A 20,638-nucleotide genomic window follows, 5' to 3' on the forward strand; every position below is an offset into this window, starting at 1 on the left:
CGGATACATCTCGAACGATGTGACACACGTTACATATCGGTGACGGGTCGTGTCGGGGAACCGTGGCACCCGCGGGGATCGTCCGCTGTGTCCGGGCTACTTGCGCGCGGGGCGAGCCTTCGGGGATGGACCGGGTTCGCCGTCGTCGTCCTGTCGGGCGTCGCGTTCGGCGAGGATCTGCTTGAGGTCGTCGAGTTCGCGGCGCAGGTAGTCCCGGGTCGCGACCTCGCCCACCGCCAGCCGCAGCGCGGCCAGCTCGCGGGCCAGGAACTCGGTGTCCGCCTTGGTTTGTTCGGCGCGCGCCCGGTCCTCCTCGAGCGAGACGCGGTCGCGGTTCTCCTGCCGGTTCTGAGCCAGCAGGATCAGCGGCGCGGCGTACGCGGCCTGCGTCGAGAACGCGAGGTTCAGCAGGATGAACGGGTAGGGATCCCACTGCAGGCTCACCGCGAAGATGTTCAGCGCGATCCACACGATCACGATCACGGTCTGGATCAGTAGGTAACGGCCGGTGCCGAGGAACCGTGCGATGCTCTCGCTCACCCTGCCCACGGCCTCGACGTCGAAGTGCATGCGCAGCCCGCGAGTCCCGCGGGGGGTCTCGAGGCGCTGGCGTCCGGTCGGCTCACTCATCGCCGGCCTCCTCTTCACGCCAGTCCGTCGGCAGGAGGTGGTCGAGCACGTCGTCGACGGTCACCGCGCCGAGCAGATGGTGCTCGTCGTCGACGACGGGCGCGCACACCAGGTTGTAGGTGGCGAAGTACCGCGTGACGGTGGCGAGCGAGTCCTCGGGATCGAGTCGGGGCAGGTCGTCGTCGAGCACGCCGCCGACAAGGCTCGCGGGCGGCTCGCGGAGCAGCCGTTGCAGGTGGACGCACCCCAGATATCGCCCGGTCGGCGTCGCGGTCGGTGGCCGCACCACGAAGACCATGCTGGCGAGCGCGGGGGTCAGGTCGGCGTTGCGGGCGCGGGCCAGCGCCTCGGCGACCGTCGTGGACGGCGTCAGGACCACCGGCTCGGGCGTCATGAGACCGCCCGCGGTGTCGGGGGAGTGCTCGAGGAGACGACGGACCGGGGCGGAGTCCTCCGGATCCATCAGCTGCAGCAACGACTCGGCGTCGGTCTCGGGGAGCTCGCCGAGGAGGTCGGCGGCGTCGTCGGGGTCCATCGCCTCGAGCACGTCCGCCGCGCGTTCGACCTCGAGGTGGAGCAGCAGGTCGGTCTGGTCGTCGGCGGGCAGCTCCTGCACGACGTCGGCGAGGCGTTCGTCGTCGAGCGCGAATGCCACCTCGTGGCGGCGCTTCTCGGGCAGCTCGCGCATCGCGTGCGCGACGTCGGCGGGGCGCATGCCCTCGAACTGCATCAGCAGCTGGGAGACGCCCTGGCCCGGCATCGACAGCGCGGTCGGGGTCAGCCCGTGCACGTGCTGCCAGTCGACGACGTGGATCGCGGAGCGGCGGCCGAGTCGCCCGCGCGGAGCACGCACCGCGACCCGGGACACCACCCAGTCGCGGGTGCGGGTGAGCTCGATCCCGAGGTCGACGATCACCGCGTCGGTTCCGATGGTCTCGGTGACCTCCGGATCGTCGATCCGGACGCGGGAATCGAGAACCTGGGCGAGTGCCAGGATCTCGGTCGGACGCTGGGTGAAGCGGCGCAGACTGACGTTGCCGGTCTTGAGGGTGACCGACGCCGGTTCGATCGCGGTGACGCGGAGCATGGGCACGAAAATTCTCTTGCGCGTGAACATTTCGATGACCAGGCCCAGCACCCGGGGCGGTTGTCGGCCTATTCGGATCGTCAGGACCACGTCCCGCACACGCCCGATCGACTCGCCGTCCGGTCCGAGAACCACCAGGCCGGCGAGCCTGGCTGCGAATACCTTGTTCACAGCTGCCATGATGAAAAGGCTAGATCCTTGCTGTGTGATCCACTGAATTCGGAGGGCCGTCGGTCATGACTTCTCGTATCAGGCCGCGTCGGTCCGTCCTGGCGGTGCCGGGTTCGAGCCGGAAGATGATCGACAAGGCGAAGGGTCTGCCTGCCGACGAGATCTTCCTCGATCTCGAGGACGCGGTGGCGCCGATCGCGAAGGCCGAGGCGCGGGCGCGGATCGTCGACGCGCTCAACGAGGACGGGTGGGGCGAGCAGATCAAGGTGGTGCGGGTCAACGACTGGACCACCGAGTGGACCCACGCGGACATCGCGACCGTTGTCGGCGGCGCGGGCGCCAATCTCGACGCCGTGCTGCTGCCGAAGGTGCCCGACGCCAGTCACGTTCAGGCCCTCGACCTGCTGCTGACGCAGATCGAGAAGGCCAACGGCCTCGAGGTGGGCCGGATCGGCATCGAACCGCAGATCGAGAATGCGATCGGCTTGACGAACATCAACGCGATCGCGACCGCCAGCCCGCGCGTCCAGACGCTCGTGTTCGGTCCGGCGGACTTCATGGCCAGCATCAACATGCGCACGCTCGTGGTCGGCGAGCAGCCCGACGGGTACGACCGCGGCGACGCCTACCACCACATCCTGATGACGATCCTGATGGCCGCGCGGGCGCACGACCTGCAGGCCATCGACGGCCCGTACCTGCAGATCCGGGACGTCGACGCGTTCCGTCGCTCCGCGCAGCGGACGGCCGCACTGGGGTTCGACGGCAAGTGGGTCCTGCACCCCACCCAGATCGACGCCGCGAACGAGGTCTTCAGCCCGCGGCAGGAAGACTTCGACCAGGCGGAGATGATCCTCGACGCCTACCAGTTCCACACCTCCGCGGAGGGTGGCGGACGCGGTGCGGTCATGCTCGATGACGAGATGATCGACGAGGCGAGCCGCAAGATGGCCCTGGTGATCTCGGCGAAGGGGCGCGCGGCCGGCATGGCGCGCACGTCGGCGTTCACGCCGCCCGCGAACGGGTAGGCGCTCGTCGCTCGGTGCGGGCACAATTGATATCAAGAACCGGACATCGGTAGAACCGGACATATCGCACGCCCCCGAGCAGAAGAGACGAAGACGATGACGAATCCACTCTCGCAGCCGAACCGACAGGGCCGCGGGCTACCGACGCCGCCCACCGGCTGGCCCATCGGTTCGTATCCGACGTACGCCGAGGCGCAGCGCGCCGTGGACTACCTGTCGGATCAGGAGTTCTCGGTCGAGGACGTCACGATCGTCGGCGTCGACCTGATGCAGGTCGAGCGCGTGCTCGGCAGGCTGACCTGGGCCAAAGTCATTGGTGGCGGCATCGTTTCGGGTGCCTGGCTGGGCGTGTTCTTCGGCCTCCTGCTCGGCATCTTCACCGGCGGATTCCTCGGACCGTTGCTGGTGGGCGTGTTCGGCGGCATCATCTTCGGGCTGATCTCCACCACAATCCCGTACGCGGCGGCCCGTGGCACGCGCGACTTCTCGTCGACGATGCAGTTGGTGGCCGGACGTTACGACGTGCTGTGCGACCCGAAGACGGCGGAGTCCGCCCGCGACATGCTGGCCAAGCTTGCGCTCTAGCCGACCGGCGCCGCTTCCGCACCGGCCTGCCGGCGCCGGTGGGACTTCGCGGTAGCGAGGAACACCAGCAGGGTCGCGGCCACAGCGCATCCGGCACCGATCGCGAACGCGATCAGGTAGGCGTCCACCGTGGCTACACCGGCGGCAGTGTGGGTCGTGAGCAGGGTCGCCAACAGGGCGCTCGCGACGCTGCTGCCGACGGTCCGGGCGATCGAGTTGACGCTGTTGGCGACGCCCGTCAGGCCCGGTTCCACCTCCGCGACCAGCAACGCGGGCAGGGACGCGTACGACAGGCTCGTGAACGCGCACATCAGCATCGACGCGCACACCACCTGCCACGCGTGCTCGTGCGCCACGATCATCGAACCGAACCCGAGCACCCCGAGCACGGATGCCGCCGCCATCACGCTGCGCGGGCCGAACCGGGTGATGAGCATGCCGCTGCAGATCGACGCGATCACGCCCACGGTCGCGCCGGGGAGGATGAACATCACGCTGGCGCGCATCGGATCGGCGTCGAAGCCGTAGCCGGCGACCCCGAGGGAACTCTGCACGAAGTACATCACCGCCGTGACGTTGACGAACATTCCGGCGCCGACGAGCAGACCGGCCAGGTGGGTGAACAGCACGGGCCGGCGAGTGAGCATCTCGGTCGGCACGAGCGGCTGGCCGATCCGGCGTTCGAGGGCGAACCAGACGCCCAGCACGACGAGGCCGCCGAAGGCGCAGCCGATCGTCGCGGGCGAGGTCCAGCCCCACCGGACGCCCTCGGCCAGCGGCATCAGCAGCAGCACCAGCCCCGCGCCGAGCAGTGCGGCGCCGGCCCAGTCCACCCGACCGGGGGTGGGGTTCGGGCGGGACGGCACCGTCGCGACGACGCCGACGAGCGCGATGATCGTCATGCCTGTCGCGAGCCAGAACACTCGTCGGTAGTCGGTGCCCTCCGAGACGAGCAGTCCGGTCAGGACCATGCCGATGGCGCCGCCGAAACCGAGCGTGCCGGACAGCAGGCCCATCGCGGACGTCAGCCGCTTCGGCGTGAACTCGTCGCGCAGAATCGCGATACTCACCGGGAAGGCTGCGAACGACAGACCCTGCAGCACGCGTGCGACCAGCAGCCACGGCAGCGACTCGGTGACGGCCCCGATGATCGACCCGACCAGCACGATCACCAGGACGCCCAGCAGGACCGTCCGCTTGCGGCGCAGATCCGCCATCCGGCCCGCTATCGGTGTGGTGACCGCCGCCGCGAGGAAGCTCGCGGTGAGCGTCCAGCCGATCGCGGTCGTGTCGACGTCGAGCTGGTGGCCGATCACACCGGACAGGGGGATGACGATGGTCTGCTGGACCGACGCGACGAGGATGACGAAGCAGAGCGTGGCGGTCAGGGCGGTGCCGGGCGGGCGGGTTTCATTGCGGGGCAAGGGGACTCCTGGACGAATCTGAACGAGATCGAGCAAAGGGCGGAGCAAGGTGTGCGCGAGGCAAGGGGGAGTGCAAATTGGTTAATTCATCTAACTAGTGCGTCGGGTAGGGGATGTCCAGTCGGCTTCCCTGTGGTCGGGAGAGGATCGAAGTAGGTTCGAGCCCATGAACGTTCGACGCCCGAGCCCGACCACCGTTCGGCCCCACGCGTTGTCGCAGCGTTCGGCAGGGCGGGCAACGCTCGCGCGTCAGCACCTACTGCGGCGCAGCGCCGGCGACACGCTCACGACGGTGGAGCACCTGTACGGCGTCCAGGCGCAGTCCCCGTCGGCGCCGTACTTCGCGTTGTGGTCGCGGCTGAAGGGATTTCGGCCCGAGCATCTCGCCAGGCTGATCGAACGCGGCGAGGTGGTCCGCATCGCCTTGATGCGTGGCACCGTCCATCTGGTGACCGCCGACGATGCGTTCGCGCTCCGGGCTCTCGTCCAGCCGCTCTTCGACCGCGATCTCGACACCACTACGCAACACGCCCCGCACCTGGCCGGAATCGACCGGGTCGAACTCGCGGCGGTCGGACGGCGACTCGTCGAGCAAGAGCCCCGCACGATGGCACAGTTGCGCCCGCTGCTGGCCGAGTGTTGGCCCGGACGTGACCCGAACGCCCTCGCGCACGGGGTGCGCGGGCTGGTCCCGCTCGTGCAGCTTCCACCCCGCGGACTGTGGGGCCGGTCGGGGTCTGCGGTGTGCACCACACTGGACTCGTGGGTGGGCAGGTCCGCCCCGTCGGCCCCCTCGGTGGAGCAGATGGTGCTCCGGTACCTCGCGGCGTACGGTCCCGCGAGCGTGCGCGATGTCCAGGCCTGGTCCGGCCTCACCCGGCTGGGGGAGGTGGTCGACCGCCTGCGGCCCGGGCTCGAACGATTCTCGTCGGAGGCGGGGGCCGAGCTGTTCGACCTTCCGGACGCTCCGCGGCCCGACGCCTCGGTCCCGGCCCCGGTGCGGTTCCTCGCGCCGTACGACAACATGCTGCTCTCGTACGCCGATCGCACGCGTTTCCTCGCCGACGAGCACAGGCGGGCGCTGTTCACGCAGAACGGGATCGTCAAGCCCGCGCTGCTCGTCGGCGGCACTGTCGCCGGATGGATCGCAGCGCGGATGGAGGGTGCGACCGCGGTGCTCGAGGTCTCGACCTTCCGGACCCTCGCCCGCACCCACGCGGCGGCCGTGGAGGCGGAAGGGCGGCGTCTGCTGCGCTTCGCCCACCCGGAGGCCGAGACGTTCGATGTGCGGATCGGGCGAGCGGAGTGAGCCTCGCGCGCCCGGGTGTTAGATGGGTGTGTGACTGACAGCGTTATCTCCGCCGTACGCGCACATCTCGACGAATACATCGGCGGGCCGGAGCCGACCGCTGCGTCCGTGACGTTCCTCGGAGTCGAACCCGTCGATGTCCTCCGCTACCCCGGCGACGGTGATGGTCCGGTCCGCTACGCGAGCCTGGGGTGCTCGCGGCACCCGATGGGCGATCCGAGCGACATGATCGCCGACCCGACACGTGGTCCGCGCGCCGAACTGGTGCTCAGCCTCGTCGGCGGCGCGGGCGTCGCGTCCGGCGTGCACCGCACGCTGGCCGTCCTCGCCGCTGCACCGTCCGTCGAGGGCGTGGTCCTCAAGCCGGACGGCCTGATCGACCTGGGGGAGCCGCTGTGGAAGGGCGTGCCGTTCACCGCGGTTCTGCTGGGGCCCAGCGAGATCCCGGACCTGGTGCTGCCCGAACCTCTGGACCCCGTCCAGTTCCTCTCGGTGGTGCCGTTGACCGGAACCGAGGCGGCGTGGGTGCGTCTGCGCGGCGCCGCCGCGCTGCGTGAGGCCTGGGCGGAGGCCGGAATCGACGTGCGCGACCCCGATCGGGGCGCCGCCGCCTTGTGACCCGCCGGTAAAGCGGGCGCAGCGCACATCTTTCGGACCTGACACACTGGACCGGTGCGTATCGATCTCCACACCCACTCGACCGCCTCCGACGGCACGGACACGCCGACGGAACTGGTGCACGCCGCGGCGCGGGCCGGAGTCGACGTACTCGCGATCACCGACCACGACACCACCGCAGGCTGGAGCGACGCGGCGGCCGCCCTTCCCGCCGGAATGCAGTTGGTGCGGGGCATGGAGATGTCGTGCGAGGGGCGGGGCGAGGACGGGCGTCCGGTGGCCGTGCACCTGCTGGCCTACCTGTTCGATCCGAGCGCGCGCGAATTCGCCGTCGAGCGCGAGCGCCTGCGCGGGGAGCGGGTGGCGCGGCTGCGTGCGATGGCGACACGGATGGCCGACGACGGGCTTCCGATCGATCCCGACGCGCTGATGGCCGACGCCGGCCCCGCTGTCGGACGTCCGCACCTGGCGCAGGCGCTGGTCCGTGCCGGCGTGGTCGCCAGCGTCGGCGAGGCGTTCACCGATCTGCTGTCCACCCGGAGCCGCTACTACGTGCACAAGGTCGACACCCCGCTCGAGCACGCGGTCCAGATGGTCGCCGGTGCCGGCGGGGTGAGTGTGATCGCGCACGCCCGGGCCCGCACGCGCGGACGGCTGCTGTCGCTCGACCACATCCGTGTACTCGCCGAGCGCGGTCTGGGTGGACTCGAGGTCGATCACCCCGATCACGACGAGCACGACGTCGCGGTCCTGCGGTCGCTGGCGTCCGAACTGGATCTGATCACCACCGGGTCGTCGGACTACCACGGGTCGAACAAGACCATCGAGCTCGGCTGGCACACCACCGATCCCGGCGAGTTCGAGGCGCTGGTGGCGCGGGCGAGTGGAGTGCCGGTGCTCTCCGGCAGCGACGTCACGATCGGGGGATCCGGCCGGTGATGCGGGACGGATTCGACGGCGTCCGTCGTCGGGGTGACTCGTGGGCGGTGCGTGCCCTGCGGGGGCTGTCCGGTGTCGTGGCGGGCGGCGTCGTGGTCCTCACGCTCGTCGTGATCGGTACCGCGTACCTCGCGTCGGACCGCGGTTTCCCCGGGCCGGGCGGCGAGTCGATCACCGCGCACGCGCTGGCGAGTGTCGCCGTTGTCGGGCTCCAGGTGTTCGCGGATCGGCGCCGCGGGGGAGCCGCGGTGATGTCGGCGATCGCGGCGCTGGCGATCACCGGGCTGTTGCTGTGGAGCCAGTGGTGGTCCTGACCGCCCACTTTCGTCGCCATCCGGCGCGCGACACTGTGCGTCCTCACAGGTAGAACCACTTTTCGGTGAGGTTTCGACCGATCTGACGGATTTGATTCCTGCCTCCCGATGGTGCAGAATTACTGCACTCCACGTGGGTGCTACCGCCCTTCGTTGGAGTTCTCCAGGTGGCAGAACTTGAGCCAGGGCCCACCCCGCCCGGCGCCATCACGCTCCGGCAGTAGTGCAGCGATCGCGCGCCCCGGTAGCTGCAACCGATCAAATCCTGTGTTTCGAAGTGCTGTCTCGTTTTCATCTTGCCGAGACGGTTACTTCTCAGTAACCAGGACCCGAGTGAGTCTGGCCTCAAGAGGAGTGTCATCGTGTCCCCTGTGTCTGAAGCTTCCGTAACGCCAAAGGTCGAAATCACCGACGAGGAAATTTTCGCGGGCCACATCGGTGGCAAGCTCTCAGTTGAGACGACCGCGCCCCTCGATTCCCAGCGTGCGCTGTCGATCGCGTACACCCCCGGTGTTGCGCAGGTCAGCCGTGCGATCCACGCCGACGAGACGCTGGCCGATCGCTACACGTGGACCAGCCGGCTCGTCGTCGTCGTGAGCGACGGCACCGCGGTTCTGGGCCTCGGCGACATCGGCCCGCGCGCCTCGCTTCCCGTCATGGAGGGCAAGTCGGCGCTGTTCAAGAACTTCGCCGGCCTCAACTCGATCCCGCTGGTGCTCGACACCAAGGATCCCGACGAGATCGTCGAGACCCTGATCCGTCTGCGCCCGAGTTTCGGCGCAGTGAACCTCGAGGACATCTCGGCGCCGCGCTGCTTCGAGATCGAGCGCCGCGTCATCGAGGCGCTGGACTGCCCCGTGATGCACGACGATCAGCACGGCACGGCCATCGTGGCGCTCGCGGCGCTGCGCGGTGCCGCGAAGGTCCAGAACCGCGGGATCGAGGGTCTGCGCGTGGTGATCTCCGGTGCCGGTGCAGCCGGTGTCGCGTGCGCCAACATCCTGCTCGCTGCGGGTGTGCCCGACGTGACCGTCCTGGATTCGAAGGGCATCGTCTCGAGCGACCGCGGCGATCTCAACGAGATCAAGGCCGACCTCGCTGCTCGCACCAACCCGGCCGGACGCACCGGTGGGATCGTCGAGGCACTCGACGGCGCCGACGTGTTCCTGGGTGTCTCGGCGGGCACGGTGCCCGAGGAGATCATCGCGACGATGGCTCCCGAGTCGATCATCTTCGCGATGTCGAACCCGGATCCCGAGATCCACCCCGACATCGCGAGCAAGTACGCCGCGATCGTCGCGACGGGCCGCAGCGATTTCCCGAACCAGATCAACAACGTGCTCGCGTTCCCCGGTGTCTTCAAGGGCGCCCTGGACGCCGGTGCGCGCCGGATCACCGAGGGCATGAAGCTGGCAGCCGCGGAGGCGATCCTGTCGGTGCTCGGCGACGAGCTCGCGGTCGACAAGATCGTCCCGAGCCCGCTGGACCCGCGGGTTGCCCCGGCGGTCGCCGCGGCGGTCGCGCAGGCGGCCAAGGACGAGGGCGTCGCGTAGGACGTCCAGGGCGCATCGCGTCTATCGGATCAGCGAAACGCTCGGCCGGGGTTCCCCGGCCGAGCGTTTTCGTGTTCTGGCCCGGTCCCCGTCAACGTCGTTGCGCGAGTAGCGCCGCAGCGAACGCGTCGAGGTCGGCATTGAGGCGTCGCACTCGCTCGGCGCCGAGTTCCTCGACCAGCCGACCGTGGAAGTCCTCCAGGATGTCCCGGCCTGCGGCGGCGGCCGTTTCGCCCGCGTCGGTGAGGGAATGACCGATGATCCTCCCCTTGCCCGGGGTGCGGAGGATCAGGCCGTCGCGTTCCAGGATCGCGGCCATGCTCGTGAGGGACTGGGGCGTCTGCAGCGTCGTGTTCGCCAGCGCCGCGCCCGAAACACCTGGGTGGCGCTTGATCGCCGCGAGCACCGTGTACCTCGCGATCGTGAGATCGATCGTCGCCATCTCGTCGTCGACGACGCGTAGCGCGAGTTGGGAGACATACCGGAGTCGGTGATGAAGGTTGTCGAGTCCGGTCGGATCCGGTTGCGAGAGAAGGTCGGACAGATAGTCCGCCACGGTGGTCTCCTCGAGTTCGTCGTGCCGTTGCCGGCAGTCTATATCAGGTGCCTTATCAGGGACCTGATATAAATGGTTCGGCTCGCCTTCCGGTTCAGCCGACTCCAGAGAGAAGGGATGGACCGTTGCGGGCAGTGCGGCCGACCAACACGGACCGAGGCCGCCTCGACGCGGATCGCGACGACGACGCCGACGGGAAGCGCTCGAGAATGACCGTGCCCGTCATCGCCTTCTCGGCGCTGCTGGGCACGATGATGCAGGCCCTCGTCGTCCCGATGCTGCCGGAGCTCCCCGAAATGCTGAACGCATCGTCCGGTGCGACTTCGTGGATGGTGACCGCGATGCTCCTGTCGGGAGCGATCAGCAGTGTGCTGTTCGGCAGTCTCGGTGACCTCTACGGTCAGCGGCGGATGATGGTCATCGCCATGGCCTGCATGGTTGCCGGATCGGCGATCGGCGCATCGGCGACGACAGTCGGTCCGATGATCGTCGCCCGTGTCCTCCAGGGCGTCACGATGGCGATGATCCCCCTGGGCATCAGTGCGTTGCGTTCGTTCGTGCACGGCGACCGCGTGTTCAAGTCGGTCAGCCTGGTCAGCGCGATGGTGGGTGTGGGCGGTGCTCTCGGCTTCACGGTGAGCGCCGTGGCCGCCGAGTTCGTCGGGCTGCGCGGGTTGTTCGGTGCGTGTGTGGTTCTCGGCCTCATCGCTCTGGCCGGCATCGTCGCCGTCGTGCCGGAAACGACCGGGCGGCCGGGCACGCGAGTCGATGTCGTGGGCGCAGTGGGGCTGAGTATCGGCGTGATCGGCCTCCTGATCGCCCTCAGCAACGGAAACCTGTGGGGATGGGGTTCCGCGGCGACGATCGGCACACTCGCCGGTTCCGTGATCGTGCTCGCGTTGTGGGGGTGGTACGAGTTGCGGATCAGTGCGCCGTTGCTCGACCTGCGTACGACCGCGACCCGCCCGATCCTGTTCACGAACCTGGCCACGATCGCGGTCGGAATCGGTATGTACGTGATCCTGCTCGCGCAGCCTCAGTTGATGCAGCTACCGACCCAGACGGGATTCGGACTGGGGAAGTCCCTCGTCTTCACGGGTCTCTGTGTCGCCCCGAGCGGCCTGGTGTCGCTGACGATGCCGGGCATCGCGGCGCGGGTGTCGGAGCGGTTCGGCCCGAAGATCACGATGGTCATAGGCGCGAGCGGGTTCGCCGCCGGGTACGTGTTTCTCGTACCGTTCCACGGTCAGCTCTGGCAGTTGGTCGCGGCGAGCATGCTCATCATGGGTAGCGTCGCGTTCTGCTTCTCCGCGGCGCCCGCTCTGATTCTCCTGCACGTCGACCGGGCCCAGTCCGGCCAGGCGAACGGAATCAACACTCTCGGACGCTCCCTGGGAACGTCGATCTCGAGTGCCGTGACGACGGCCATCCTGTCGACGACGCTCATCACCACCGGCTTCGGTGCAGGAGAACTCCCGAGCGAACGCGGTTTCACGACGGCGTTCGTCATCGCAGTCATCGCCGGCGTATCGGCGGTCGCGTTCGCCGCAGCGATCCCCCGCGAGGGTCCGGCTGCGGACCGACTGTGACGGGAGCTTCGGAGTCGGTGGGGACGGTCGGTGCGGTGCTCGGTGCGATGTAGGGGCGGCGCAGGCGCCCGGTGCCGGGCACCGACGCCCACACCGCCGCGGCCAGCACGCCGTCGACGATCAGAGCCAGCACCGCCACCAGGATCGCGCCGACCAGGACGCGGTCGTAGCTGCGCAACGCCAGTCCGTCGAAGATGTAGCGGCCGAGGCCACCCAGATTGACGTACGCGGCGACGGTCGCGGTGGCGATCACCTGCAGGGTCGCGCTGCGCAGCCCGCCGAGGATCAACGGCAGCGCGTTGGGGATCTCGACCCGCACCAGCACCTGCAGCGGCGTCATCCCCATCGCCTCCGCGGCGTCCACCACGGTCCGGTCCACGTTCGCGACGCCCGCGTACGTGCCGGCCAGCAGCGGCGGGATACCGAGCAGGACCAGCGCGAGGATCGGCGGCACCAACCCCAGCCCCAGTAGCAGTACCAGCAGTGTGAGCACGCCCAGGGTGGGCAGGGACCGCAGCGCGTTCACCACGCCCACGACGACGATCTCGCCGCGGCGGAAGTGACCGATCGCCAGACCTGCCGGCACCGCGATCACCGCCGCGAACACGACCGCCAGCAGGCTGTACCAGAGATGCTGCAGGATCCGGGCGCCGATCCCGGTCGGACCCTGCCAGTTGGCGGGGTCGACGATGAAGTCCCATGCGCTCGTGAACATGTCAGGCCGGCCCCTCGGACAACTCGAGGGTGTCGCGCCGGGAACGATCGGGGCGCGGGCCGTGCTCCCACGGCGTGAGCAGCCGACCCAGGACGTACAGCGCGGCGTCGAAGATCAGCGCCAGCGCGACGATCGCGATGATGCCGGCCACGATCTGGTCCGGGTAGTCCCGCTGGTAGCCCTTCGTGAACAGCTCACCCAGGCCGCCCACTCCGATCAGCGAGCCCACCGACACGAGCGAGATGTTGGTGACGGCCACGACCCGGACGTTCGCGATCAGGACGGGCAGGGCCAGGGGGAGTTCGACGGTGAGCGCGCGGCGCAGCGGCGTGAACCCGATCGCGGTCGCGGCGTCCACGACATCGTCCGGCACCGCGTCCAACGCCTCCGGAACCACACGGATCAGCAGCGCGGTGGAGTACACGCTCAGCGCGATCACGACGTTGTTCGGGTCGAGGACGCTCAGCCCGAACACACTCGGAATGGTCACGAACAGCGCCAGCGACGGGATCGTGAACGCGATACTCGCGGCGACGAGGGTGGTGCGGCGCAGCCAGCGGACACCCCGGATCGCGGTGCCGACCGGCACCGCGATCACCAGACCGATCAGGAGCGGAAGCAGCGCCAGATAGAGGTGTGTGCGGGTCAGTTCCAGCACGTGCGAGAAGTTGTCGATCAGCCAGCGCACACGATCACCGGCCGTTCCGCAGTCGGTCCTCTTCGCGCCGCTGCTCGGCCAGCCGGGCGATCACGTCGGCCGCGTCGATGCCCCCGGCGACCACACCGCGCTCGTCCACCGCGACACCGATCCCGGAGGGCGAGGAGATGGCGGCGTCGAGGGCCCGGCGCAGGTCCGTGCCGACCGTGAACAGCGAACCGCCGGCCGCGGTCGCGTCCGCGACGGTGCGTCCGGTGCGGACGGCGTCGACCCCGGCCGCGTCGATCCAACCCTGGGGGCGGTCGTCGGCGGTGACGATCAACGCCCATTCGTCGGGGCCGAGCGTGGTTGTCGCGGCTTCGGATTCGCGCACGCGGCGGATCTCGCGCAGCTCCACCGTGTCGGCGCTGCGGAAGGACAATCCGCGGTACCCCCGATCGTGCCCCACGAAGTCGGCAACGAAATCGGTTGCGGGCGCCGAGAGTACGCTGCGCGGCGTGTCGAACTGCTGCAGGCGGCCGTGCGGGCCGAACACCGCGAGCCGGTCGCCGAGCCGGACGGCCTCGTCGATGTCGTGGGTGACGAACACGATGGTCTTGCGCAGCTCGGACTGCAGCCGCAGCATCTCCGACTGCAGATCGGCCCGTACCACCGGATCCACCGCGCTGAACGGCTCGTCCATCAACAGGATCGGGGGATCGGCCGCCAATGCCCGGGCCACGCCCACCCGCTGCTGCTGACCGCCGGACAGCTGGCCCGGATACCGTCCGGCCAGCGCCGGGTCCAAGCCCACGCGTTCGAGCACCTCGAGCGCGACCCGCCGCGCTGCGCGGCGCGAGTCGCCGCGCAGCACCGGAACGGTCGCGACGTTGTCGACGACGGTGCGGTGCGGCAGCAGGCCGGCGCTCTGGATGACGTACCCGATGCCGAGTCGCAGTCGGACGGCGTCCGTCGCGGCCACGTCCTGACCGTCGACGGTGACGGTTCCCGCGGTGGGCAGCACCATCCGGTTGATCATCCGCATCGACGTCGTCTTGCCGCACCCGGACGGGCCGACGAACACCGTGAACGAGCCTTCGTCGATCTTCAGGTCGAGGTCGTCGACGGCCACCGTGCCGTCGGGAAAACGTTTGGTGACACCGGAGAACGAGATCACGAGACGGGAGCGTCCAATCCCTGCCGTGCGACCCACTGCTTCGCCGCGGCCTCCGGTTCGGTCTTGCTGTCGCCCGATACGGCGTCGTTGAGGCCCACCAACTCCTCGGTGGTGAGCTTCGCCGACACAGCGTCCAGGACGCGCGCCAACTGCTCGGTCTTCGCGGATGCACGCAGCAGCGGCACCACGTTCTGCGCCGGGAAGTTGCTCTTCGGATCGGCCAGCACCACCAGATCGTTCGCCTCGATCGCGGGTGAGGTCGTGAAGATGTTCGCGGCGGTCACCTGTCCCGACGTCAGCGCCTTCACCGTCGCGGGGCCACCGCCGTCGGCGATCGGAACGAAGTTGGACGGCGAGATCTCGAGTCCGTAGTTCTCGCGCAGGCCCGGAAGACCCACCGCGCGCTCCTGGAACTCGGCCGGCGCCGCGAACTTCACCTCCGCCGAATGCGCGGCGAGGTCGGCGATCGACGTCAGGTTCCATTTCTCGGCCGTCTCGCGCGTCACCACGACGGCGTCCTTGTCCTCGGCCGGTGCGGGTGTGGTGATCGCGAGATCCGGCGCGAGCGCAGCGGGCAGGGCGGCGTCGATTTCCTCGGCGGTCGTGGCCGTCGAGGACGGGTCGATGTAGTCGAGGAGATTCCCGGTGTAGTCGGGAATGAGCGTGAGCGAACCGTCGCGCAGGGCCGGGACGTAGATCTCCCGGGAACCGATGTTCATCTTGGTCTGCACGTCGAAACCGTTGGCCCGCAGCGCCTCGGCGTAGACGAAGCCGACCGTCTCCGACTCGGGGAAGTTGGCGGAGCCGACGACGATCGAGTTGGGGTCACCACCGCTCGATCCATTGCTTTCGAGCGGGTCGCTGCTGCCGCACGCCGTGAGGAGTGCCAGTGACGCCGCGACTGCGACGCCCGCGAGCCTGTGGATCCGAGAACTCTTCATGTCGTCCTTCCATCGGATCCGGCGTGGCGGCCGCCCAGGGGAGCGGAGCCGTGCGGTGACAAGCCGGATCTCTCGACCGCTCGTGATGGTGCGCGAAGTCAGTGTAACGATAGGTACGACAAGTGCGCGGTACCGACAGGTGCCGGTTCGCACCGCAGCAGAGCGGAGAGGGACACGGTGTCACCGAACGGAAATGGGCGCGTGGGCAGGTTCGCGGCGCGGTTGACGATCGCTGCGCTGCTCGCGGTCGTGACGGCCTGCGGTGTGGACACCGGCAGCAGCGTCGGGGGACCCGAGACACCCGAACCGGTCGTCGTCGGCGCCTCGGACACGGTCGAGAGCGAACTCGTCGCCCGGTTGTACGCGGGCGCGCTCGAAGCTGCCGGGCGCAGCACCGAAGTCGTGCTGGGGCTGGGAGACCGCGCCGACCGCGTCGCCGCCCTCGATGCGAACCGGGTGGCACTGGTGCCGGAGCACACCGGGCGCCTCCTGCACTGGTTCGATCCGGACGCCGATGTCACCGACGCCGAGGACGTATTCGAGGCGCTCAACAAGTCTCTGCCCGAAGGCCTTACGGTGTCCGACTACTCGCCGGCCGACGACCGGTCCGCGCTGGCGCTGTCCGCGGCACAGGCCGACGACCTCGGTGCCCGGTCGATCGACGACATCGCTTCCGCGTGCGCAGGCATGACGCTGTACGCATCCGACACGTTCCGCGAGGATGCGCAGGCGCTCTCGGGTCTCCGATCGGCCTACGGGTGCACGTTCGGGACCGTCGTCCCGGTCCGTTCGACCTCCGACGCGGCCCGTGAACTGATCGTCGGCGCGTCACCCGTCGGCGGCACCACGGCCGCCGCACCCGACGTCGCGCGGGACGAGCTCGTCGTTCTCGCCGACACGAAGGACGCGTTCACCGCGCAGAACGTGGTGCCGCTCTTCCGCAGCGGGGTGCTGCGGGCCGACGACGTCAAGGGGCTCAGCGTGGTCCTGCAACTCACCACCGCGGACCTCACGGACATGGCCGGGCGGGTCCGCGGCGGCGAGATCACCTCGGCCGACGCCGCGGGGGAGTGGCTCGCCGAGCACATCTGACGGCCCCGCGGGGTCGGCCGTCGTCAGCCTCCCACCCGTGCCCGCGCTGCCGCGGCGGCGTCGTGCCGGCCGAGAGCTTCGTGGGCGTCGCCCTCCATCAGCGCGACCCGGACCGCGAGCCGCGGCGCCTCGGTCACCCGCGGCGCGGCGTCGGCGAGCACCGCGAGGGCCTCCTCGTGGCGGTCGGTCGACAGCAACGCCTGCGCGACGACGATCAGTGCGCTGCCGGAGCCGACGACGTCCTCGGCTGCGGCGTAGGCATCGGAGGCCGCGAGCCCCGTCCGTACCGCCTCGTCGAACCGGCCCAGCTGGGACAGTGCCCGAGCCGTCGAGTCCTCGATGTCCGCACGGGTCCAGGGGTCGGCGTGTTCGGCCGCGGCCCGTAGGTCCTCGAGCCCGTCCTCGTCGGCGAACTGGCACCGAGCCCGCCCACGTGCGTGCAGGAGGTCGGCGAGTGCGTCCGGCTGATCGGTGAGTTTCCGGGCGTCCTCGACCGCGTCGTCGAGGGCTTCGACGGCGTCCTCGTCGTCGAACTGCATCATCAGAAGCCCGAGTTCCTTGCCGACCCGTGCCGCCACCGCATAGTCCTCGCCCGCCCGGGCCAGCTCCCGGCCTTCGACCCACACCGCGACCGCTGCCCCCGGCTCGCCGGCGTCGCGCCTCGCGTAGCCGAGCCACAGGAGGGTCAGGGCACGGGATGCGGGCTCGGTGTCCCGGGCTTCCTCGATCTCCGCCACCGTCGTGAGTTCGTCGACGGCCTCGTCGGGGTGTCCGGACCGTACGAGCGTCACGCCGAGCCGGTAGCGGTGGCCGACGGACTCGGTGCCGGCCAGATCCGCCTCGCGCGTGGCCAGGCGCAGTCGGCCGGCCGCCTCGTCCAGCCGGCCCAGGTCGTCGCAGATCTGGGCGCTCAGGGCAGCCAGCGGGGCGGTCACGGACCGGGCAGCGTGGGTAACGGACAGGTCGAGCGCGGCGTCGACCGCGGTCAGCGCCTCCTCGAACCGGCCGCCCCCAGCCAGTAGTTGGGCCAGCAACCGCAACAGCACCGCGCGGCGTCCGGGCGCGGTTGTCGGGGTCAGTTCGGACTCGAGCCAGGCGAGCGCCGCCTCCCCGCCCTCGGCACCCAGGATCGTGTCGACCTGCTCGTCCAGCGGGCCCGAGCCTGTCACCTCGTCGACGAAGGCCGTCGTCGCGGCCGGGTCAGCCGAGGCGGGAGGAGCTGGCACAACGTGCGTCGTGCCGATCGGCAGGTCCCAGTGCTGCCCAGCCAGAGTCCTTGCGGCGGCGACCTTCTCGCTGCGCCGCTCGGTGCCGTTGCGCTCGTCGAATCGGGTCGCGAGTTCCTCGGCGGCACGCCAGGATGACTGTGCCAGTTCGGCGACGGTCCAGGCGCCGGTGTGCGCGCCGAAGAACCGGCGGAGGGGCTCCGCGCCGGCCCCGCGGACGTGCTCGTGTCCGAGCCCGGCACGGTCGGCCGCCGTGCACGTCACCGCGAAGGCGGTGAGGGCGTCGAGGTGCGCGATCGCGTTGAGGTTGTCGTGCGCCAGCCAGCCGATGTGCCGTTCGAGCATCTCCAGGGCGCGCTGAGCGTTTCCGGTGACCGAGAGGAAGATCAGGTGCTGCCCGACCATGTCGATGTTGTCGACGTTGCGGCGTGCGAGTCGGTAGCCCCGCATGTGCATCTGCTCGGCATCGTCGAGACGGCCGACCTGGAGCAGCGGCACCAGCGTGTGGGCCATCGCCCGCTCCGGTTCGTCGGCGCACCCCATGTCCTGGTCCAGCATCTCCTGGACGACGGCCAGTCCGGCCTCGAGGTCCCCGGTGGCGAGTCGGAACTGGGCCTCCTCGGAACGAACGCACGCCTCGCAGTGGCTGTAGTCGTCGCGCGGGGTCCGTCCCAGCTCCTCGAGGTAGCGGGCGGCCTCCTCGATCCGGCCTGCCTCGAATGCCTGCCAGAACCGGGTCTGCACCACCCCGGACAGGCCGACGCCGGCCTGCCGGTACGCGATCTCCATCTGCTCGATCGACTCGGCGATCGTCGCCCGCGGGAACATCGGGTTCGAGGCGAGCGCGTCGGCGATCCACTTGTGGAACCACAGCAGGTCGTGGTCGTCGACCTCGGTGGGGAAGGTGGCCGGGTCGGCGGCGTTTCGCCCGACACACCACGCGAATGCGGTGAGCAAGGCGTCGGTGTCGCCCGTCATGGAGGCGGACTGGATCAGGCGCATCCGCACGGCGTAGGCGGCGGCCTCGTCGCCGGTCTCCTCGGCGAGCGTGATCGCCCGCTCGATGAGTTCGCGTTCCGCCGGTCCGTAGGCCGTCGAGTCGATCTCGCTGATCAGTGCGTCGAGGGTGGTCTCAGTCGGCATGGTCGTCCTTGTCGATGGTGGAGGGGGAGTGCGGTCCGGCATCGGTGACGACGCCCGCGTCGAGACCGACGGACAGGTGCACGATGTCGGTCATGGCGTCGGTCAGGGCCGAGCGATCGGTCGCCCGCAGCGGCCGGTGCCCGGCAAGCAGTGCCTGGACGTAGAGGATCCGCACCGCCCGCGACAGCACCGCATCGTCGTCGACTGCGGCGAGGGTACGCACCAACCGATTTCGCCAGTTCAGGGCCAGCCGACCGGAGGCGTCGGCACCGGAGGCCGCCGCTGCGTCCTCCACCCGGCCGAGGACATCGGCCCAGAACCCACCGGCCGACTCGCCGGCTTGCTCGCGCCGCAGGTTCCGGAGCACCGCCTCGTCCGCGACGTACAGGGCCGGGACGGTTTCCGGCTGGAACGCCCGTACCGCGGTCGCGCAGTCGAGGTCCGCCAGCGCGGCGTCGGCACGCTCCTGCAGGCGGCGGGACGCGGCCCGCTCGGACAGCGGCGGCACGTCGAGGTGATCGATTTCGTCTGCCACGGTGACGATCTCGACTGCGGCACCGGGCACGAACTCCGGCAGCCGGGCCGCGATCTCCGCGTCGTAGACGTAGCCGCCGTTGACGATCGGAGCGCCGGGGCGGGCGATCCCGGCCAGCTGCCGGAACTCGTCGACGGTCCGGGTGTACCGCACCGTGCCGCGGCGGGCGGCCTCGCCGAAGGTCGTCTGCCCCTCGGTGGTCTCGATCGGCAGGTGGGGGACGATGAACCGGGCCAGTTCGTCGTCGTGGAGGACGAGCGCCCGCAACGCGAGGTGGTGCACGGACAGGAACGCCGCCAGCCGGTGCGGCGATTCCGTCGCCAGACCGATGACCCAGCGGCGAACCGCGGCACCCAGCTCGGCACGAGTCTCCTCGAGCGCGGTGTCCTCGATCAGGGACTCGCGGGAGGCCGTCGGGTGCAGCCCGGTGGTGTCCACGACGGACCGCACGAAGAACGCCCAGTCCGGCAGGAGGTCGTCCATGCGCTCGGACAGCAGCATGCCGCCCAGGTAGACGCGGCTCGACTGCCGTTGGCCAGGGGAGAGCTGGAACGGCAGCACGAACGCGGTGCCCCGGGTGCCGGTGGATGGGACATGCAGCGGAATCGTGGCGAAGGGCTCGGCACCGACGATCTCCCGGCCCAGCTCGCGCAGCTCGGGCGACGGGACTGTCGTGCGCTCGAGGAACGACGCCGGTCGGGTCACCGTCTCACCGGCCACGGTCACCCGCACCGGCAGGTGCCGGCCGAACCGGTCTGCCAGCTCGTACGCCCCCGCGCGCGATACGAGTCCGGCGGAGTCCGGGCGGGGGAACAGTTCGACCCGGGTTCCGACCGGCAGATCGTCGGCGAGTTCGGTCACCGTGAACGTGCCGTCGGTGCGGCCGGCCCATTCGACGGCGGGCGCACCGGTGGCCGACCGGGACCGGACCCGGATCTCGTCGCTCACCATGAAGCAGCTGAGCAGGCCGATCCCGAACTGGCCGAGGCGGTCGGTGCGTGGCAGATCGAGGATGTCGCGTTTGGAACTGCGGCCCACCGTCGCGAGCAGCTCGCCCACCTCGGCCGCGGTCAGTCCGACGCCGTCGTCCTCGACCGCGAACACGGCCCCGGCCTCGTCTGCGGGCAGCACCCGGATGGTGCCGACGTGGCCGGGTTCGTGGTCGCGACGGGCCGCGATCGCATCGCACCCGTTCTGCAGGAGCTCACGGATGAAGACCTGCGGCCCGGTGTAGATGCTCGCGCTGAGAAGCTCGATGATCCCACCGAGGTGTACCTGGAATGGACGGCTGCCGCCGTCGGCTCTCGTTGTCATCGAGGGAAGAGCTTAGCGAGGGGTAACGACATTTCGGTCAGCCGCGATCGGCCCA

Annotated in this window: 19 protein-coding genes; 9 read left to right on the forward strand and 10 right to left on the reverse strand. The window is 69.7% G+C overall.

The genetic code is table 11. The annotated features are described in order from the left end of the window. Positions 1 to 96: 96 nt before the first annotated feature. Together AB4Z09_RS01580 and AB4Z09_RS01585 are read right to left on the reverse strand one after the other, a co-directional pair. The gene (locus AB4Z09_RS01580) at positions 97 to 630 is read right to left on the reverse strand and encodes a DUF1003 domain-containing protein (RefSeq protein WP_114718454.1); all 534 of its coding nucleotides are present in this window, start codon (positions 628 to 630) and stop codon (positions 97 to 99) included. Beyond that, positions 623 to 1,897, reverse strand: coding sequence for a magnesium transporter MgtE N-terminal domain-containing protein (locus AB4Z09_RS01585; protein WP_114718455.1), 1,275 nt, complete (start codon positions 1,895 to 1,897; stop codon positions 623 to 625). The genes AB4Z09_RS01580 and AB4Z09_RS01585 overlap by 8 nt, the downstream gene beginning before the upstream one ends. Positions 1,898 to 1,953: 56 nt before the next feature. Between AB4Z09_RS01585 and AB4Z09_RS01590 the strand changes: the two genes are divergently transcribed. Together AB4Z09_RS01590 and AB4Z09_RS01595 are read left to right on the forward strand one after the other, a co-directional pair. Further along, on the forward strand, positions 1,954 to 2,916 hold the full coding sequence (locus tag AB4Z09_RS01590; protein ID WP_429516457.1) for an HpcH/HpaI aldolase/citrate lyase family protein: 963 nt from the start codon (positions 1,954 to 1,956) through the stop codon (positions 2,914 to 2,916). A gap of 96 nt (positions 2,917 to 3,012) precedes the next feature. Further along, positions 3,013 to 3,501: a general stress protein gene (locus AB4Z09_RS01595; protein WP_114718457.1), complete on the forward strand. Its 489-nt coding sequence runs from the start codon at positions 3,013 to 3,015 to the stop codon at positions 3,499 to 3,501. Here AB4Z09_RS01595 and AB4Z09_RS01600 read toward each other — a convergent pair. Continuing rightward, complete coding sequence (locus AB4Z09_RS01600) at positions 3,498 to 4,925, reverse strand: MFS transporter (protein ID WP_174909144.1); 1,428 nt, start codon at positions 4,923 to 4,925, stop codon at positions 3,498 to 3,500. The two genes, AB4Z09_RS01595 and AB4Z09_RS01600, sit on opposite strands and share 4 nt — an antisense overlap. 166 nt (positions 4,926 to 5,091) lie before the next feature. On the opposite strand from AB4Z09_RS01600, the gene AB4Z09_RS01605 reads away from it, so the two are divergent. From AB4Z09_RS01605 to AB4Z09_RS01625, 5 genes are all read left to right on the forward strand, one after another. Further along, positions 5,092 to 6,234 carry a winged helix DNA-binding domain-containing protein gene (locus AB4Z09_RS01605; RefSeq protein WP_442239024.1) on the forward strand — a complete coding sequence of 381 codons (1,143 nt, stop codon included), beginning with the start codon at positions 5,092 to 5,094 and terminating at the stop codon, positions 6,232 to 6,234. A gap of 30 nt (positions 6,235 to 6,264) precedes the next feature. Beyond that, positions 6,265 to 6,852 (forward strand): suppressor of fused domain protein, encoded by a 588-nt coding sequence (locus tag AB4Z09_RS01610; RefSeq protein ID WP_114718460.1) that lies wholly within the window; start codon positions 6,265 to 6,267, stop codon positions 6,850 to 6,852. A gap of 54 nt (positions 6,853 to 6,906) precedes the next feature. Next, positions 6,907 to 7,791, forward strand: a complete 885-nt coding sequence (locus tag AB4Z09_RS01615) for a PHP domain-containing protein (protein WP_442239025.1) — start codon at positions 6,907 to 6,909, stop codon at positions 7,789 to 7,791. Then, complete coding sequence (locus AB4Z09_RS01620) at positions 7,791 to 8,105, forward strand: hypothetical protein (RefSeq protein ID WP_174914559.1); 315 nt, start codon at positions 7,791 to 7,793, stop codon at positions 8,103 to 8,105. The genes AB4Z09_RS01615 and AB4Z09_RS01620 overlap by 1 nt, the downstream gene beginning before the upstream one ends. A gap of 362 nt (positions 8,106 to 8,467) precedes the next feature. Next, a complete protein-coding gene (locus AB4Z09_RS01625; RefSeq protein ID WP_114718463.1) occupies positions 8,468 to 9,658 on the forward strand; it encodes an NAD(P)-dependent malic enzyme in 1,191 nt (396 codons plus the stop codon). 91 nt (positions 9,659 to 9,749) lie between these two features. Here AB4Z09_RS01625 and AB4Z09_RS01630 read toward each other — a convergent pair whose 3' ends face one another. Further along, the gene (locus AB4Z09_RS01630) at positions 9,750 to 10,214 is read right to left on the reverse strand and encodes a MarR family winged helix-turn-helix transcriptional regulator (RefSeq protein ID WP_114718464.1); all 465 of its coding nucleotides are present in this window, start codon (positions 10,212 to 10,214) and stop codon (positions 9,750 to 9,752) included. Between the two features lie 134 nt (positions 10,215 to 10,348). On the opposite strand from AB4Z09_RS01630, the gene AB4Z09_RS01635 reads away from it, so the two are divergent. Next, positions 10,349 to 11,803, forward strand: coding sequence for an MFS transporter (locus AB4Z09_RS01635; RefSeq protein ID WP_114718465.1), 1,455 nt, complete (start codon positions 10,349 to 10,351; stop codon positions 11,801 to 11,803). Here AB4Z09_RS01635 and AB4Z09_RS01640 read toward each other — a convergent pair. Genes AB4Z09_RS01640 through AB4Z09_RS01655 form a run of 4 tightly spaced genes read right to left on the reverse strand, consistent with a single transcriptional unit; the run spans position 11,730 to position 15,273 of the window. Further along, positions 11,730 to 12,518 carry an ABC transporter permease gene (locus AB4Z09_RS01640; RefSeq protein WP_254622859.1) on the reverse strand — a complete coding sequence of 263 codons (789 nt, stop codon included), beginning with the start codon at positions 12,516 to 12,518 and terminating at the stop codon, positions 11,730 to 11,732. The two genes, AB4Z09_RS01635 and AB4Z09_RS01640, sit on opposite strands and share 74 nt — an antisense overlap. 1 nt (position 12,519) lies before the next feature. Beyond that, the gene (locus AB4Z09_RS01645; RefSeq protein ID WP_114718466.1) at positions 12,520 to 13,206 is read right to left on the reverse strand and encodes an ABC transporter permease; all 687 of its coding nucleotides are present in this window, start codon (positions 13,204 to 13,206) and stop codon (positions 12,520 to 12,522) included. Positions 13,207 to 13,210: 4 nt separating this feature from the next. Then, positions 13,211 to 14,332, reverse strand: a complete 1,122-nt coding sequence (locus AB4Z09_RS01650; RefSeq protein WP_114718467.1) for an ABC transporter ATP-binding protein — start codon at positions 14,330 to 14,332, stop codon at positions 13,211 to 13,213. Continuing rightward, a complete protein-coding gene (locus AB4Z09_RS01655; RefSeq protein WP_174909148.1) occupies positions 14,329 to 15,273 on the reverse strand; it encodes an ABC transporter substrate-binding protein in 945 nt (314 codons plus the stop codon). Before AB4Z09_RS01655 ends, AB4Z09_RS01650 begins: the two co-directional genes overlap by 4 nt. A gap of 201 nt (positions 15,274 to 15,474) precedes the next feature. Here AB4Z09_RS01655 and AB4Z09_RS01660 point away from each other — a divergent pair, with 201 nt between their 5' ends. Then, positions 15,475 to 16,365: an ABC transporter substrate-binding protein gene (locus AB4Z09_RS01660; RefSeq protein WP_254622860.1), complete on the forward strand. Its 891-nt coding sequence runs from the start codon at positions 15,475 to 15,477 to the stop codon at positions 16,363 to 16,365. A 23-nt stretch (positions 16,366 to 16,388) separates the two neighbouring features. Here AB4Z09_RS01660 and AB4Z09_RS01665 read toward each other — a convergent pair whose 3' ends face one another. Both AB4Z09_RS01665 and AB4Z09_RS01670 read right to left on the reverse strand, forming a co-directional pair. Beyond that, positions 16,389 to 18,734, reverse strand: coding sequence for a hypothetical protein (locus AB4Z09_RS01665; RefSeq protein ID WP_174909152.1), 2,346 nt, complete (start codon positions 18,732 to 18,734; stop codon positions 16,389 to 16,391). Next, on the reverse strand, positions 18,724 to 20,583 hold the full coding sequence (locus AB4Z09_RS01670; RefSeq protein ID WP_442239026.1) for an HSP90 family protein: 1,860 nt from the start codon (positions 20,581 to 20,583) through the stop codon (positions 18,724 to 18,726). Before AB4Z09_RS01670 ends, AB4Z09_RS01665 begins: the two co-directional genes overlap by 11 nt. Positions 20,584 to 20,638 lie beyond the last annotated feature (55 nt).

Source organism: Rhodococcus sp. TAF43 (assembly GCF_052113525.1).
GTDB lineage: Bacteria > Actinomycetota > Actinomycetes > Mycobacteriales > Mycobacteriaceae > Prescottella.